Annotated in this window: 17 protein-coding genes and 1 pseudogene; 6 read left to right on the top strand and 12 right to left on the bottom strand. The window is 65.2% G+C overall.

Annotated features, from left to right (window positions below):
• The 3 genes from B9Y86_RS17635 to B9Y86_RS16575 all read left to right on the top strand — a co-directional run.
• The coding region (locus B9Y86_RS17635) for an HNH endonuclease signature motif containing protein (protein WP_176223407.1) at positions 1-377 on the top strand (377 nt) is incomplete at its 5' end.
• 128 nt (positions 378-505) lie between these two features.
• Positions 506-1405 carry a DUF2268 domain-containing putative Zn-dependent protease gene (locus B9Y86_RS16580; protein WP_085488147.1) on the top strand — a complete coding sequence of 300 codons (900 nt, stop codon included), beginning with the start codon at positions 506-508 and terminating at the stop codon, positions 1403-1405.
• A 59-nt stretch (positions 1406-1464) separates the two neighbouring features.
• Positions 1465-2232, top strand: a complete 768-nt coding sequence (locus tag B9Y86_RS16575; protein WP_085488145.1) for a MerR family transcriptional regulator — start codon at positions 1465-1467, stop codon at positions 2230-2232.
• A 13-nt stretch (positions 2233-2245) separates the two neighbouring features.
• Here B9Y86_RS16575 and B9Y86_RS16570 read toward each other — a convergent pair whose 3' ends face one another.
• From B9Y86_RS16570 to B9Y86_RS16550, 5 genes are all read right to left on the bottom strand, one after another.
• Complete coding sequence (locus B9Y86_RS16570) at positions 2246-2599, bottom strand: DUF202 domain-containing protein (RefSeq protein ID WP_176223406.1); 354 nt, start codon at positions 2597-2599, stop codon at positions 2246-2248.
• On the bottom strand, positions 2596-2991 hold the full coding sequence (locus tag B9Y86_RS16565) for a YidH family protein (protein ID WP_085488143.1): 396 nt from the start codon (positions 2989-2991) through the stop codon (positions 2596-2598). The genes B9Y86_RS16570 and B9Y86_RS16565 overlap by 4 nt, the downstream gene beginning before the upstream one ends.
• Complete coding sequence (locus tag B9Y86_RS16560; RefSeq protein WP_217809224.1) at positions 2981-4198, bottom strand: low temperature requirement protein A; 1218 nt, start codon at positions 4196-4198, stop codon at positions 2981-2983. The genes B9Y86_RS16565 and B9Y86_RS16560 overlap by 11 nt, the downstream gene beginning before the upstream one ends.
• Before the next feature lie 61 nt (positions 4199-4259).
• The gene (locus B9Y86_RS16555) at positions 4260-4916 is read right to left on the bottom strand and encodes a hypothetical protein (protein ID WP_085488141.1); all 657 of its coding nucleotides are present in this window, start codon (positions 4914-4916) and stop codon (positions 4260-4262) included.
• On the bottom strand, positions 4913-6424 hold the full coding sequence (locus B9Y86_RS16550; protein ID WP_244894814.1) for a WXG100 family type VII secretion target: 1512 nt from the start codon (positions 6422-6424) through the stop codon (positions 4913-4915). The genes B9Y86_RS16555 and B9Y86_RS16550 overlap by 4 nt, the downstream gene beginning before the upstream one ends.
• A 142-nt stretch (positions 6425-6566) precedes the next feature.
• On the opposite strand from B9Y86_RS16550, the gene B9Y86_RS16545 reads away from it, so the two are divergent.
• A complete protein-coding gene (locus B9Y86_RS16545; protein WP_244894813.1) occupies positions 6567-8216 on the top strand; it encodes an FAD-dependent oxidoreductase in 1650 nt (549 codons plus the stop codon).
• Between the two features lie 17 nt (positions 8217-8233).
• Here the strand turns inward: B9Y86_RS16545 and B9Y86_RS16540 are convergent, their stop codons facing one another.
• A complete protein-coding gene (locus B9Y86_RS16540; protein ID WP_085488135.1) occupies positions 8234-8497 on the bottom strand; it encodes a hypothetical protein in 264 nt (87 codons plus the stop codon).
• A gap of 173 nt (positions 8498-8670) precedes the next feature.
• Between B9Y86_RS16540 and B9Y86_RS16535 the strand changes: the two genes are divergently transcribed.
• Together B9Y86_RS16535 and B9Y86_RS16530 are read left to right on the top strand one after the other, a co-directional pair.
• Positions 8671-9540 (top strand): aldo/keto reductase, encoded by an 870-nt coding sequence (locus B9Y86_RS16535; RefSeq protein ID WP_085488133.1) that lies wholly within the window; start codon positions 8671-8673, stop codon positions 9538-9540.
• Between the two features lie 9 nt (positions 9541-9549).
• Positions 9550-10428 (top strand): alanyl-tRNA editing protein, encoded by an 879-nt coding sequence (locus B9Y86_RS16530; RefSeq protein ID WP_085488131.1) that lies wholly within the window; start codon positions 9550-9552, stop codon positions 10426-10428.
• Between the two features lie 42 nt (positions 10429-10470).
• Here B9Y86_RS16530 and dnaB read toward each other — a convergent pair whose 3' ends face one another.
• The 6 genes and pseudogenes from dnaB to B9Y86_RS16500 form a co-directional block, all read right to left on the bottom strand.
• A complete protein-coding gene (gene dnaB / locus B9Y86_RS16525; RefSeq protein ID WP_085488183.1) occupies positions 10471-11883 on the bottom strand; it encodes a replicative DNA helicase in 1413 nt (470 codons plus the stop codon).
• A 411-nt stretch (positions 11884-12294) separates the two neighbouring features.
• Complete coding sequence (gene rplI / locus B9Y86_RS16520) at positions 12295-12747, bottom strand: 50S ribosomal protein L9 (RefSeq protein WP_085488129.1); 453 nt, start codon at positions 12745-12747, stop codon at positions 12295-12297.
• Between the two features lie 9 nt (positions 12748-12756).
• Positions 12757-13020, bottom strand: a complete 264-nt coding sequence (rpsR, locus tag B9Y86_RS16515) for a 30S ribosomal protein S18 (RefSeq protein ID WP_022895757.1) — start codon at positions 13018-13020, stop codon at positions 12757-12759.
• Positions 13021-13061: 41 nt separating this feature from the next.
• Positions 13062-13577 carry a single-stranded DNA-binding protein gene (locus B9Y86_RS16510; RefSeq protein ID WP_044440970.1) on the bottom strand — a complete coding sequence of 172 codons (516 nt, stop codon included), beginning with the start codon at positions 13575-13577 and terminating at the stop codon, positions 13062-13064.
• Positions 13578-13739: 162 nt separating this feature from the next.
• Positions 13740-14090: pseudogene (gene rpsF / locus B9Y86_RS16505) on the bottom strand (30S ribosomal protein S6); the annotation flags it as partial.
• A 153-nt stretch (positions 14091-14243) separates the two neighbouring features.
• On the bottom strand, positions 14244-15077 hold the full coding sequence (locus B9Y86_RS16500) for a siderophore-interacting protein (protein WP_085488125.1): 834 nt from the start codon (positions 15075-15077) through the stop codon (positions 14244-14246).
• Positions 15078-15107: the final 30 nt, after the last annotated feature.

The raw sequence follows: 15107 nt of genomic DNA, 5'->3' as shown, positions 1-15107 counted from the left end.
CATGCGTGTTCCCCGGATGCACCGTCCCATCGGAACAGGCCGACATCGACCACACCGAAGACCACGCCTTCGGCGGCAACACGATTCCCGAGAACCTCGCACCCCTCAGCCAGCGCCACCACAAAGTGAAACACCACACGAGGTGGCAGATCGTGCAGAACGGAGACGACACCCTCACCGCCACATCACCCGCCGGCTACCAATACACAACCCGCCCCGAAGGCAGGATGCAACCCGCACCGAAACAACTCATCGCCACAGCCATCGCCACCGCCACTGCGACTGCGACTGCGACTGCGACTGCGACTGCCACTGCCGCTGCGCCCGTGCCTGCGCCAGTCGTGCCCGAGAAGGAGCTCGCCGGCTGCCCCTTCTAGACGATCAATCGCGGCAATCAGTACCGACTGATACGGAGGACGGACACGGAGGACGGGTATGACAGACAGATAACACGAACGACGCCACCTTGACCTTGACCTAGCGTCAATGTCTACGGTCGAGTGTCATGACCATTTCAGTGATCGATAGCGCCCCGATGATGCTGCGAATACTCGATGCGCACCCCGAGGAGCGCGCGGACCTCGTGCGGGAGATGTGGGCTCCGATGGCGGGGATGTACCACTTCGTGCCTGGGGGAGTGGACATGGCCAGCGTGCATCGCCAGATGTTCGGCTTCGACTGGCAGAACGCCTCGAGCCGGCTGCATGAGGGCGTCGAGGCGCTGGTGCGAGCCGACGCATGGAACCGTATAGCAACGGGACTCGACGCTGCATCCGCGCGGCTGGAAGCCGCCAACCCTGGCATCGTGCTACCCGACCTCACCGTCCTCCTCGTGCTCGGCGACCCCTCTAGTGATCACTTCATCACCGAGGTAGAGGGGCTGTCGGCGTTCGGCGGAATCAGCGGGTACATCGCGGTCACCGTCTGGCCCACAGACCAGGTGCTCGGCCGCCTCGAAGCCATCGCTGCCCATGAGCTGCACCACAATGTGCGTTACTCACCGGGCGGGGTCGTCTGGAACCCGGCCACCGTCACGGTGGGCGAGCACGTCATCGCCGAGGGCCTGGCCGACACGTTCGCGACAGAACTCTACGCAGAAGCGGGCTACACGCACTTCGTCTCAGACGAGACTCGCGCAGACGATCGGGTGCTGGCGAAAGTCACGACGGGACTCGACACGACGGGGATGCAGGACTTCGTGAGCTGGGTGCTTGGCGATGCCAGCGCTCGACTGCTCGGTGGCACGCCGGTCGGCCTACCGACTGGCGCCGGTTACGCCGCCGGGGTTCGGATGACCGCCGCGTATCTCGAAGCCACCGGCGGTACTGCAGCCCAGAATGTACACACCCCCGCTGCCGATATCCTTCTGCATGCCTTGCCGCGACTCGGTCTCGGGCCGTCATAAGACGCCCGATCGTCGACGGAAGAGGAAGAGGAAGAGGAAACAGAGAGGAAGGGCGCGCGATGGAATGGACAGTCAAGGAACTCGCTGAGCGCGCCGGTATCAGCGGTCGAACGCTGCGTCACTACCATCGCATCGAGCTGCTGAATCCCGACAGGGTCGGCTCCAACGGCTACCGCTATTACGGGTCCGACGCGGTCGCTCGTCTGCAGCGCATCCTCCTTCTCCGAAGTGCGGGCATGGCCTTGGCCGACATCGCCGCCGTGCTCGCTTCCGAAGAGACGAGCGAGGCCGAGCGCGAGGCGCTGGAGACTCACCTGGCACGGCTGGCATCCGACAGAGAGACAATCGACCGCCGCATCGCCGCCGTTCAGCACACACTGGCGATGCGTCGCGAGGGCCAGGAGCCGCAGATGGACGTCATGCTCCAGGGATTCAACGACTCCTACGAGGCCGAGGTCGTGCAACGCTGGGGCCGCGATGCGTTCGACGCCTCGAATCGATGGTGGCACGCCAAGTCGATCAGCCAGCAGCGGGAGTGGAAGAACAACGCGGAATCCCTTCTGGCGCGATGGCGAGAACTCCACGACGAGGGCCACGAACCCGATTCCGCCATTGCTCAAGAGCATGCTGGCGTGCACCTCGAGTGGTTCGCAGCGATCCCTGGCACACCGACGCACTCCGGCGACACGAAGAAAGCCGCAGCGATGGTTCTCGGCATGGCCGATCAATACGAATCGAATCCGGAATTCCACCGGAGTTTCGGCAGCGAAGCCTCCGCAAGCTTCGCTGCACGCGCGCTTCGAATCCACGTGCAGCAGACGCCTTGAGCGCACCATGCGCTCAGCGCGACAGCGCACCGCCGACCGCGAGCGCGCATCCGAGCACCGAGACGACACAAATGCACACGACCAACAGCGTCAGAGCCGACCACGGCGCCGGGCGATCCTCCTCTGCCGCCATCCGAACGTGAAACGGCCCGAGAAGAGATAGACCGACTATCGCGCCCGCGATCACAACGGCCACAGCCGCCACCGCCAGGGCTCCCGATCGCACCGCGGTGATACTGCAGACGAGGGCGACCCCTGCGGCGGCTATCGCGGTGCGCCTCCAGGCGAGCGCGGTGCGTTCCGGCTGCAGTCCCGGGTCTCGCGCCGGTCGGCCCGGCATATCGGCCGACCTCTCGGGCACGCTCACCGCTGCAGGGCTTCGAACATCGCGTATCCCGAGAAGACCAGAGCGAGCACGACGATGCCCAGTCCGACCCCCACGAGAATGCGCGGAGCCGGTAGCGGCAGCGCGAGCCGCAGGGCCCGCTCGACGCGACGCCACCCGATCAACGCAGACACCGCGACGAGGCCGCCGCCGAGACACACGAGCGCCGCCATGACATCGACGAAAACGGGAAGATCCGCGACACCCGCCAGAGTCGTCAGCGCCACCCCGCCGGCGACCAGGGCCAAGCCCGTGCGCATCCACGCCAGCGCCGTGCGTTCGTTCGCAAGCGAGAATCGCGCATCCGGCTCGTCACCGACGCCGTAGACCGACCGGGGCTTGCGGCGATCCTGATCCTCTTCGTCACTCGCCATGACGCACCCCCTCATCCATAGCCTTCACGACGCGCGAACGCTGTTGCAGCACGGTCACCACGATGATCGTCGCGACGACGAGCGTGATGAGCAGCACGGTGACTCCGAACGAGACCGCCGGGGCGAGCAGCGGGATCACCAGCACGGCCGCCGCCCCGACAAGACTGCTGGAGGGCCGGATCGCGGTATCCGATCCGAGCAGCGGCCGATAGAGCACCTGCATCGCCACAAGGAACACGGCCACGGGAATGGCGATCGAGTACGCCACCGTCGCGCTATCGACCTCGGCCTCGTGACTCAGCGACTGCACGCCCACCTCGAGTCCGGCGCCGAGCGCCGCGAGTGCTGCGAACACGAAGTAGTGCCCGAATCCCCACACGAAGCTTCGGCGACGTCGCTTCTCGAGCCCGTCGCCCGCGGGCTCGAGGTAGTACACCCACCAGATGCCGAAGAGCAGCGCGAGACCCGACGAGGCCAGCAGAACGAACTCGCCCGAGGCATCCCCTGCAGTGACAATGGCCTGCACGCCGACCGTGGCCGCGAGAACCGACTCTCCCAGAAGGATGATCGTGAAGAGCCCATAGCGCTCGGCGATGTGGTGAGGGTGCCAGCGGATGTACCCACGACGTTCGGCCCACAGCGGCACGGCCAGCTCGCACGCCGCGAGGAACGCGAAGACAGCGACCTGTCCCGCCAGAGGAAGATCACCCGCAATGAACAGGCGAGCGATCCACATCGCCTGCACGAAACCGATCCCCGCGGCATAGCGCAGGGCAGTCGCCCTGCCCTCGGGGTCTTGCGCGGCGGCGCGCAGCCACTGCGCGATCAACGCGATGCGCATGATGAAGTACCCCACGGTGATGAGAAGGAAGTCTCCCTCGGTGAACGCGGAGGGCACGCCCGCGGCGAGCACGAGGACCCCGCCCATCTGCAGCATGGTGAGCAGCCTGTACGGCACGTCATCGGTGTCGTATGCCGAGGCGAACCAGGTGAAGGTCAGCCAGGCCCACCAGATGGCGAAGAACACCATCAAGAAGTTCGGCAGCGCTTCGGCGACGTCATTGCCTTCGATGCCGTGAGCCAGCTGCGTGACCACCGCCTGCACCGCCGCGACGAAGGTGAGGTCGAACAGCAACTCGAGCGGGGTGGATGCGCGATGCTTCTCGTCGATGTCGCGATGCCGCATGCGAATCACTGGCAGGGTCATGACCCACAGCCTAGGGGCCAAAGTCGCCCGAATAGATGCTGATCAGGGCAACCGCAGCACGCTAGTTCAGCGGGTAGACATCGACGATCGCAACCTGCACCGCGGCCGATTCGTCGTAGCGCACGTCGTAGTTCACGTTGAGCCCGACCTTGGTGCCCGGGGCGAACGAGAAGTCGCTCACTCCATCCGCGTCGGTGGCCACCGAGTCGATCCAGTCCTCGACGGCCGCGCGATCGAGACCATACGAATCCGAGGCGTCGCGCAGAAGCGCGAAGAACGCGTCCGTCGAATTCGCGACGAGAAAGTAGGTGATGCGGTCGACGTCGGGTTGGGCATCCGTCGTGAAGAACCGGATGCGATCCGTCTCGGCCTCGACGGTTCCCTCCGGTCCCATGATCTCGACGCTGATGAGCCCATCGCGCGACTGCACGTCTGGGGCGTACTCATCGGCAGGCAGACCGAGAACCGACTTGTCGATCGTGCCCGCACTCATATCGAAGCGCGCCTTCTTCGAGTCGAGAATGCGGGCGATGCCATCTGCGTCGAGGGTGGAGAGTTCTGTACCGGTCACGGGGTTTCCCTTGTCGGAGTCGGAGGTCGGGTCGATGGGTGGAATGCGGATGCCGCAGGCGGTGAGCGACACGATCGCAACGGCTACGGCGATGGATGCGATGGGCCGCCGCAAGCGAGCGCGGCGCGTAGGCGGATGGTCGGTCACTGAGAGAACTCGGGTGGGTGGGGCGTGAGCAGACGCTGCAGAATCTCTGGGATGTTGCTGGTCGGCCTGGCCGCATCGGTGCGGTCGTTGAAGTCCGACGCGATGATCTCGCGGGCGAGGTCGGGATTGTCCCGAAGCAGCTCCTGGTATGCGGGCAGCGTGTCTTTGGAGATGAGCGCCCACCGCTGGTCTGCATCGGCGATGTTGCCGTCGGGAAAGTTCGTGGTGAACTCAGTACTGAATTGCAGGGGGTTGTCGACGTTGGTGAACGGGATGTTCTCGGTACCGGGGGACTCGATGGTGAACTTGTACGGGAACACCTCCGGGTAGCTGAGCGCCCCGGGAATGGAAGGCTCTCCGGCCAACGTCACCAGGAAGGTGACGGCCTCACCGGTGAGCGGGTGCGCACGCATGGAGTTGTAGTCGTCGGCGATGATGTCGTTCTGTTCGCGCTGCAGCAGCATGGTGTTGCCGGCCGCCACCTGAGCCGGGTCACCCGAGTCGATCTTCGCCCAGGCATCGGCGGTCGTCTGGGTGATGGCACCCGAGTCGGCCAGGCGCTGAACCTCAGCGAGTCCACCGTTCTCGTAGGCCATGTGCTGGCGGGCCTGGTCGAGAAAGATCTCCTTGTTCATGTCGAGCATGCTCTTCTCGTAGAAGGCAAGCTCGGAGTCGGACATCTTCGCGACGATCTCGAGCTGGTCGAGATACGGCAACGGAAGGTCGGAGACGGGGTTGTTCAAGATCGCCTGGGCGATATCGCGCATCGCCGCCATGTCTTGGAATCCGCCGGCGAACGACGGACCGATCATGTTCGCCATTCCCGCCCACTGCAGGTCGGGGTTGTCGAGGAACTGCTTTCCATAGAAGTCGTAGACGCTCTTGATGGTCTGCCAGTTGTATTCGGTGCCCTTCGAGGTGTCCCAGGTCGACGGGTCGATGCCCATCTCTTCCATCGCCTTGTTATTCCAGTAGTCGCTGAGAAAGTCGGCGTAGGCCTTGTTGTTCACCGGTATCACGCCGCTGTCGGCCGCCGCGTCGAGCGCGAGCTTCGCGCCCTCGGGATGCTCCGCGGCCCACTGTGTGAACTCGTCGCTCTTCAGATATGCGGCTCGTTCGGCCGGCGTCATTCCAGCGAGAAGCTCCGTCAGAGTGTCAGCGTCCTGCTGTGCAGCGGGGTCGGCGGCACCGCCAGGTGCGCCGGAACCGGGCCCACCCGTTCCGGTGCCTGCGGCGCCGTCGGTCACGGAGCTCGTCTGTTCCTGCTCGAGCGCATTGGCGATGAGAACCTGGGATGCCCGTGACAGCTCGGAGAGAGTTCGTTGCAGCAGGGGTTCGTGTGTGCCGCCCCAATCGGAGCGGAACATGTCAGCGTCTCGGCCGTGCCATGCCTGGATCTGGATGACCGAGCCCAGCGTCGACGTGATGCTCCGCAACTGGCTCGACGCGGAGTCGAGGCTGCGCGCGAGTTGGCGCAGCTCGCCGATGTCGGCTCCGTACAACGCCATGGTGCCCCGCATTCTCCTGATGGATTGCAGCAATGCTAGCGGTGGGCGGGCGCGTCGCCCATGGGTACAAGTCCCCATGGGTGCCGGATCTCTTCGACGAATCGATGACCCTCGCGGACCGGGGCCGCATTACGGTTGGCCTGTGACGACCGAGCCCAGCGCATCCAACCCTGTACTCACCGAGGCCCAGCTCACCCGGCTTCGCGCGTTCGGCGAGCCTGTCGAGGTCGCTTCGGGCGACACGCTCTTCCGCGTCGGCGACCGCAGCTACGACCTCGTGCTCATCGACAGCGGCACGATCGACATCGTGCGCGAGGCGACGCGCGACTCTGCGGAGGAGATCGTGGCGCAGCACGGCGCGGGCAGGTTTCTGGGAGAGCTGAACCTGCTCACAGGGCAGACCGTCTTTCTCACGGCGCGCGTCACCTCCCCCGGAAGGGTCCACCGCATCTCACCCGACAATTTCCGCCGCGTCATGTCGGAGGATCCGGAGTTGTCGAGCATCCTGCTCCGAGCGTTCCAGGCGCGTCGCACCATGCTTCGAGGAACAGCATCGCGCAGCATCGAGATCATCGGAAGCCCACTCTCGTCGGCGTCTCTCGCCCTCCGCACCTATGCGGCCCGCCTCGAGCTCGCACACCACTGGTTCGACGCGGATGGCACCGCTGGGATCGCGCTGATGGAGTCCGCCGGTGTCACCGCATCCGAGCTGCCGGTCATACTTCTCGGTTCCGACGTGCTCACGCGAGCAACGCCAGGCCACCTCGCCGAACGGATCGGCCTCTCCTACTCGCGACCCTCGGGCCAACAGGTCGATCTGACCGTGATCGGCGCCGGTCCGGCAGGGCTCGCCGCGGCCGTCTACGGCGCGTCAGAGGGTCTCGAGACGGTGCTTCTGGATGCGACGGGGCCGGGTGGGCAGGCCGCCGCGAGTTCCCGAATCGAGAACTACCTGGGGTTTCCCAACGGATTGAGCGGTTCGGAACTCACCGGACTCGCCTCGGTTCAGGCGCTGAAATTCGGAGCGCGCATCTACAGTCCGTGCACGGTCACCGCCCTCGACCCGCACTGCGAGCGCCTTCGCGTCGTTCTCGAAGACGGAACCGAGATCAACTCCCGGGCGGTCGTCATCGCCACGGGCGCTCAGTACAGGGCGCTTTCGCTGCCTCGCTGGTCTCACTTCGAGGGCGCGGGCATCTACTACGCGGCCACAGAGCTCGAGGCACGTGCGGTCGCCGGCAAGCCGGTCACCGTGGTCGGGGGAGCGAACTCCGCCGGCCAGGCGACGCTCTTTCTCGCCGGCAGAGGAAGCGATGTCTGCCTCGTGATCCGTGGCACCGACATCAGAAAAGAGATGTCGAGCTACCTGGTCGACCGCCTTCTGGTCGACCCACGCGTCACCGTGCACACATCCACTGAGGTGACCGCACTGGGCGGCGACGAGTCGCTCGAGACGATCACCCTCACGAATCGTGCGACGGGCACAAGCTCCGAGCAGTCGAGCGCCGGGCTGTTCTGCTTCATCGGTGCGACGCCCGCCACCGAATGGCTCACGGGTGTGGCGTCCGATGAGAACGGATTCCTGCTCACCGACTCGCATCTCGATGACGCGGCACTCGGCGAGACCTTCTCCGCGCTGGGCCGCGTTCCCCTGCCGTTCGAAACCAGTGTTCCCGCCTTGTTCGCCGCTGGAGATGTGCGGCACGGGTCGATGAAGAGGGTGGCCGCCGCGGTGGGCGAGGGCGCGAGCGCCGTCGCATCCGTTCACCGAGCGATCGGCGTGCACCCCTAGGTGGAGCCGGGGCCGATTCAGCGCCCGTGCGTCGCCATGATCTGATCGACGTCGATGCGTTCGAGCAGAGCGTCCCAGTCGATCTCACGCGCGGCGGCGGCCACCTCCGGCTCCGCATACGCCTTGCCATTGCGGTGCACCACGACGCCCTTCGGAACGATGCGGTTCAGCTCGGCGAGCACCGCATCGTCGACGGCTTCGCTGTTGAAATCTGCGCCGACCTCCGCGAAGTAGTCGGCCGAGACGGTGTACGAGACTGTTGCAACTTCTACTGCGGTCACGGTGAACTCCTTGTTCGATCGATTGAGCCGTGCATAAGAAAGTCCCCTCCAGTGTGTGCCCCCGTCGTCGAAACCGCCTCCTTTTTTCGTCTCACATCCGTCGATTTGCGCGTGGGGCGAACATGTCGGCCGCGGCTACCCTCGTGATCCGGCACGGGCGTAGCGTTGACGCAATGACAACGACAACGCTTCCCGCCAGGGCATCCGGAACCTTCGATCTGGGCGGAGACCTGCCCGTCACCCGTCTCGGCTACGGCACGATGCAATTGACCGGCCCCGGGGTGTGGGGTTGGCCCGCCGATCCGGATGAGGCCGTGCGCGTTCTGCGCCGCGCAGTCGAACTGGGAGTGAACTTCATCGACACAGCGGATTCATACGGCCCGGCCGTCGCCGAACCCCTGATCGCCAAAGCTCTTCGCCCGTACGCCGACGACCTCGTCATCGCGACGAAAGCCGGGCTCACCCGCTCGGGACCTGCCGACTGGCGCCCGGTCGGCCGCCCGGAGTACCTGCGCCAGCAGGCCGAGATGAGCCTGCGCATCCTGGGCGTCGATCGCATCGACCTCTTTCAGCTGCACCGCATCGACAGCCAGGTTCCGCTGGCCGACCAGGTCGGCGAGCTTGCGCTGCTGCAGCAGGAGGGCAAGATCCGTCACATCGGCCTGAGTGAGATCTCCGTCGAGCAGCTGAAGGCCGCCACCGAGTTCGCGACCATCGCCTCGGTGCAGAATCTCTACAACCTCGCCAACCGCCAGTCGGAAGAACTGCTCGACTACGCCGCCGAGCAGAACATCGCGTTCATCCCGTGGTTCCCACTGGCGACGGGCAAGCTTGCGAAGGCGGGCGGGGTGCTCGACGAGATCGCCGCGAAGCACGAGGCGACGCCCTCTCAGCTTGCGCTCGCCTGGCTGCTCAAGCGGTCGCCCGTGCTCCTGCCGATTCCGGGCACCTCGTCGGTCGATCACCTCGAGCAGAACATCGCGGGCGCTGAAGTGCAGCTCAGCGATGCCGAGTTCGACGAACTCTCTGCCCTGGCAAGCTAACCTCCACGCATGACACTTCCCACCGCCGACACGATCGTCACCTACCCGGCGGGAGACCTCGCGTCGACCGGCACCGTTCTTCACTCCGAAGCGCTCGACGCCGGTCGCCGCGCGGTTCTGCTCGACGTCTCGGCCTGTCATCCCGTCGACTCGGCGTGGCCTGATCAGCCCGCCGACCGCGCCGTACTCACCGTGAACGGGGTAGAGCTCGATATTCTCGACTGCGTCGTCGGCTCGACCGATGGCGAATCCCTTCACCTCGGCGGCGACGTTCCGGTTCGCAAGGGAACAGAGGGCTGGGCATTCGTGACAGCGCACATCGTCGACGACGCCCTCGCAACCGCAGCGGGCCTCCTCGAGGGCTCCGAGGCATCCATCGCGGTCGACGCCCACTACCGGCACGCACTCTCGGTCGGCCATACGGCCTGCCACCTGGCCTCGCTGGCGCTCAACGCAGAACTCGCGGGGTCATGGAGCAAGGACGCGTCGCTCGACGCTCTCGAGCACCCGAACTTCGACGCCCTGGCGATCGAGACGTCACGCATCGAAGAGCGCGGCTCCGTCGACGTCTACCGCGTGGGCAAGTCGCTGCGAAAGAAGGGCTTCGCGCCGGCACGGCTCGTCGACGATCTCGGCGAGGTCGCGAGAGGCGTGGATGCGCGCCTGTCGGCGTGGGCCGCCTCGGGCGCGGCGGCCTCCATTCAGCGAGACGGCGACCGCCTCACCGACCGCCGCTACTGGACGACGACGCTCGACGGCCACCCCGTGAGCATCCCCTGCGGAGGAACCCACGTGGCGAACCTCAGAGAGCTGACCGATACACAGGTGACGCTGCATGCACAGCAGGTCGATGCCGCCCTGGAACTGCGCATGACAACCCGCGCATGACGACCCGCGCCTGAGCGGTACGAGCAGCGAGCACAAGAGCAGCTACGCCTGCGGCATGTCCGCGAAGCGTGAGAAGTGACCGAGGAAGCTCGCCGTGATGGTGGCGGTGGGCCCGTTGCGGTGCTTGGCGACGATGAAGTCGGCCTCGCCCGCACGCGGGTTGTCTTTCTCGTAGGCGCCCTCGCGGTGCAGCAGGATCACCATGTCGGCGTCTTGCTCGAGCGATCCCGACTCGCGGAGGTCGCTGATCGCGGGCTTCTTGTCGGCGCGCTGCTCGGGGCCACGGTTGAGCTGTGACAGAGCGATGACGGGAACCTGGAGCTCCTTCGCCATGAGCTTGAGAGCACGCGAGAACTCGGAGACCTCTTGCTGGCGGCTCTCGACCTTCTTGCCGCTGGTCATGAGCTGCAGGTAGTCGATGACCACGAGCTTGAGGCCGACCTTCTGCTTGAGGCGGCGGCACTTGGCACGGATCTCGACGAGCGTCATGTTGGGGCTGTCGTCGATGTAGAACGGCGCGTCGTTGATGGTCGACCGGGTCGAAGCGATCTTGGTCCAGTCTTGACCGTTGACCTGGCCCTTACGCATGATCTGCAGGGGCACGGACGCCTCGGCCGACAACAGACGCATGGCGATCTCGGCGCGGCCCATTTCGAGCGAGAAGAAGATGGCCGGCATGTCGTGCTTGATAGACGCGGCGCGACAGAAGTCGAGCGCGAGAGTCGACTTACCGAGCGCGGGTCGCGCGGCGACGATGATGAGCTGACCCGGGTGGAACCCGTTGGTGAGGTTGTCGAGATCGGTGAACCCCGACGGAACACCGGTCATCTGACCGTCTTTGCCCGCGGCGGCCTCGATCTCGTCGGTGGCGGCGGTGAGGGCGATCGTGAGCGGCACATAGTCTTCGGTCTCGACGTTGCCGTTGACAGCGTAGATCTCGGCCTGGGCGTTGTTCACCAGATCCATGACTTCGCCCTCGCTGGCGTAGCCCATCTGCACGATGCGCGTGCCGGCCTCGACGAGACGACGCAGTACGGCCTTCTCAGAGACGATGTTGGCGTAGTAGCCCGCGTTCGCAGCGGTGGGAACGAGGCCGGTGAGCGTGTGCAGATATTCGGCGCCGCCGGCGCGACTGAGCTCGCCGATCTTGGTGAGCTCGTCGGTGACGGCGATCACATCGGTGGGCTCACCGTGCGAATAGAGCGTGAGCACGGCGTCGAAGATGATCTCGTGTTTGGGAATGTAGAAGTCGGCCCCACGCACGACCTCGACGACGTCGGCGACCGCGTCTTTGCTGAGCAGCATTCCGCCGAGCGCGCTCTGCTCGGCAAGTAGATCGTGGGGAGGTGTGCGATCGCCGCGCGAGTCTGCCCGCCATTCGCCCGCACCGCCTGCGGCGTTTCCGCCGCGCTGACCGTCGTTCGGGCCAGACAGTCCGAGATGGGCTATCGACACGGGTCCTCCTTCGTCTGCGCTCACGCGCAGGATCGTTCTGTGACAGTTGTACCCGCACCATCCGACATCCCCAACAGGGCCTGTGGATAACCATGTGGACAGTTGGGGAGAAACGCCGGAAGGTCTGGGGGAAATCTGTGGAAACTACTGTGGAAAGTCAGATGAATTCACTGAGCAAAACATGCCTTGACCAGGGATAACCGGGTTTCCACAGCCGTGGATAGATACATCCTTCTAGCAGAGCTTGAGAGTTTCGATTTGACATTTGTCCTGTGCATAAAAACGAGCCATTCTTACCCCCGAAGTGGGTCTGGCCCCGGCTTCTCGCACAGGTGGTGAAACGACGAATGGCGGTGGAATCATCCACCGCCATTCGTTGTGCGCTCGAGCGAGCGCGGTGCTGCTGAGGTGCTACTTGGCAGCGACCACGTTCAACGTGATCGTCGCGACCAGGTCATCGCGCAGCTTGACCGTGGCCTCGTGGGTTCCGGTGAGCTTGATGGCCTGGCTGATCTCGATCTTCTTCTTGTCGAGCGAACCGAGACCCTGAGCCGCAACGGCGTCAGCGATGTCGGAGGTCTTGACCGAGCCGAACAGGCGTCCACCTTCGCCGGCCTTGACGGTCAGCTTGACAGTTGCAGCCTCGAGAACCTGCTTGAGGTGCTGGGCCTCTTCGATCGTGGCGTGCTCGCGCGAAACGCGAGCGGCCTTGATCTGCTCGACCTGCTTCTCGCCACCACGGCTCCACGTGACCGCGAAACCCTGGGGGATCAGGTAGTTGCGAGCGAAGCCGTTCTTGACCTCGACCACGTCACCCGCTGAACCGAGGCCGGAGACCTCGTGCGTGAGAATGAGTTTTGACATGTCGGTTCCTTACCTGCCCGAGCCGGCGTAAGGCAGAAGAGCCATTTCGCGGGCGTTCTTGACGGCACGGGCGATGAGGCGCTGCTCCTGGACGGAGACTCCCGTGATGCGGCGAGCGCGGATCTTTCCACGCTCGGAGATGAACTTGCGGAGAGTTGCGACATCTTTGTAGTCGATGACGCCGACGCGAATGGACTTCGCGGGAGCTGCGTTCTTGGCGCCCTTGGCACCGCGCAGCGGCTTGCGGCGGTCGCCGCTTGACTTTCCAGCCATTTTTATCTGCTTTCAGATGAGTTCTATGAAGAACGAAGTTGTTAGAAGGGGGTGTCGTCGCTGAAGTTGCCCGGCGTGTTCCACACGTCGGCTCCAGCTCCGGCAGCCGGCTGCGCGGGCGCCGAAGCGGCCCACGGCTCGTCGTTTCCACCGCTCGGTCCACCGACCTGGCCGCCGCCCTGGCGTGCGCCCCCGGCTGCCCGGGTGACACTCGCGGTGGCATAGCGCAGGCTGGGGCCGATCTCGTCGATCTCGAGCTCGATCGAGGTGCGCTTCTCGCCCTCTTTCGTCTCGTAGGAGCGCTGGCGCAGGCGGCCGGTCGCGACGACGCGGCTTCCCTTGGTCAGCGATCCAGCAACGTGCTCGGCGAATTCACGCCAAACGCTCGCGCGCAGGAAGAGGGCCTCGCCATCTTTCCAGTCGTTCGCGGCACGATCGAACGTGCGCGGCGTGGATGCGATGGTGAAGTTGGCAACCGCCAGCCCGCCCTGCGTGTAACGCAGTTCAGGATCGCTGGTGAGGTTGCCCACCACGGTGATTACGGTTTCGCCAGCCATGATCGACTACTTGGCGGACTCGTCGTCGGCAGCTGCCTCGGCGGAAGCCTTGGGAGCAGCAGCCTTGGGCGCGGCGGGAGCCTTAGCGGCAGCAGCGACCTTCGACGCGGCGCTCGGAGCGGCCTTGGCGGCAGCAGGAGCAGCGGCGGAAGCCTCGGCGGGCGCAGCAGCGGCCTTCGGGTTGGCGGCCTTGCGGGCAGCCTTCTCGGCAGCGAGCTTGTCGGCGGTGGCGACCATGGCGATGGCCTCCTCGGCACGCAGCACCTTGGTGCGCATGACGGCCTCCGACAGCTTCAGCTGGCGGTCGAGCTCCTTGGTCGAGTCTGCGCTGGCGGTCAGGTTGACCACCGCGTAGATGCCTTCGGTCTTCTTGTTGATCTCGTAGGCCAGGCGACGGCGTCCCCAGATGTCGACGCTGTCGACGGTGCCGCCATCCTTGCGGATGACGTTGAGGAATTTGTCGAGACTGGGGGCCACGGTGCGCTCATCGATTTCAGGATCGAGGATCACCATGAGTTCGTACTGATGCGTCACAAACCCACCTCCTTCGGACTAGTTCGGTCACAGACGGTCTGTGACAGGAGGGTGTATCTGCATCGGCCCGCCACCGCGTGGGAGATTCCCACTGGTAACGGACAACCTTGGAAGCTTAGCAGAAGCGCTTGATCAGTGGTGAGAAGCCTTCCAGTACCCGCAGAACATGATGTTCTCCTTGGGCACCCCGGTCGCGATCCAGTACCGGCGCGCGCCGGCGACGAGCGCCGATTCGCCCACCGTCCAAGCGAAGCAGCGCTCACCGAGCGGCGGGAGGGCCTCGGCCGCCGCGAGGACCGCACGGCCCGGCGTCTCCTGCGCATCCGGTCGCACGACGAACCGCACGTCGACCTTGGGCGGGCCCGCCAGATCTTGGATGTCATCGGCCGTCGGAACCTCGATCAGAGCGATCCCGACGGTGTCGGCTGGCAGAGACGTCAGAACGCCGGCGACGGCGGGCAGGCCTGTCTCGTCGGCAACCAACAGCACGCTGTCGGTCTCGGCGGGCTGGACGAATCCGATGCCTTCGTCGAGGATCGCCACCGCGTCTCCGGGTTCGCACCGGGCGGCCCAGCTCGCGGCGGGCCCTGCCGTTCCCGCTGCAGCGTCACCGTGCAGCACGAAGTCGACGTCGAGCTCTGGGCCGTCGGCGCCGACCTCTCTATACGCACGCACCGTGTAATTGCGCAGCACCGGTCGTCGAGTCTTCGAGATCGTCAGGTACTTGGCGTACGAGAGCGTATTGAGCTTCTGCGGCAGTCGCGACAGCGTCTCTTCGTCGGCGATCGGAATGAAGAGTCGGAACCACTGATCGAACCCCATGGGCACGAACTTGGCGATGTCGCCCGCTCCGAGCGTGACCCTGGCCATGTTCGGCGTTATCACCTGGCGGCGGATCACATGCAGCGTCAGCAGTTCGGAAGCCTGAGGCTTGATCCTGCGGGCTGCCTCGTTGCTCTTCGCCATGCTCGCGGTACTCGTCTCGACTCGGGGGAG

Source organism: Agreia pratensis (assembly GCF_900177685.1).
Taxonomy (GTDB): domain Bacteria; phylum Actinomycetota; class Actinomycetes; order Actinomycetales; family Microbacteriaceae; genus Agreia; species Agreia pratensis.
Note: the sequence above shows the minus strand (reverse complement) of the source record. Positions and strands in the feature narration are given on the sequence as shown.

What these genes read in the sequence shown, in the direction of transcription:
- B9Y86_RS16510 (WP_044440970.1), bottom strand. Translation starts at nt 13,577, where the DNA reads ATGGCTGGCGAAACCGTAATCACCGTGGTGGGCAACCTCACCAGCGAT.
- B9Y86_RS16535 (WP_085488133.1), top strand. Translation starts at nt 8,671, where the DNA reads ATGACAACGACAACGCTTCCCGCCAGGGCATCCGGAACCTTCGATCTG.
- B9Y86_RS16500 (WP_085488125.1), bottom strand. Translation starts at nt 15,077, where the DNA reads ATGGCGAAGAGCAACGAGGCAGCCCGCAGGATCAAGCCTCAGGCTTCC.
- rpsR (WP_022895757.1), bottom strand. Translation starts at nt 13,020, where the DNA reads ATGGCTGGAAAGTCAAGCGGCGACCGCCGCAAGCCGCTGCGCGGTGCC.
- B9Y86_RS16575 (WP_085488145.1), top strand. Translation starts at nt 1,465, where the DNA reads ATGGAATGGACAGTCAAGGAACTCGCTGAGCGCGCCGGTATCAGCGGT.
- B9Y86_RS16565 (WP_085488143.1), bottom strand. Translation starts at nt 2,991, where the DNA reads ATGGCGAGTGACGAAGAGGATCAGGATCGCCGCAAGCCCCGGTCGGTC.
- B9Y86_RS16550 (WP_244894814.1), bottom strand. Translation starts at nt 6,424, where the DNA reads ATGGCGTTGTACGGAGCCGACATCGGCGAGCTGCGCCAACTCGCGCGC.
- B9Y86_RS16530 (WP_085488131.1), top strand. Translation starts at nt 9,550, where the DNA reads ATGACACTTCCCACCGCCGACACGATCGTCACCTACCCGGCGGGAGAC.
- B9Y86_RS16580 (WP_085488147.1), top strand. Translation starts at nt 506, where the DNA reads ATGACCATTTCAGTGATCGATAGCGCCCCGATGATGCTGCGAATACTC.
- rplI (WP_085488129.1), bottom strand. Translation starts at nt 12,747, where the DNA reads ATGTCAAAACTCATTCTCACGCACGAGGTCTCCGGCCTCGGTTCAGCG.
- B9Y86_RS16560 (WP_217809224.1), bottom strand. Translation starts at nt 4,198, where the DNA reads ATGACCCTGCCAGTGATTCGCATGCGGCATCGCGACATCGACGAGAAG.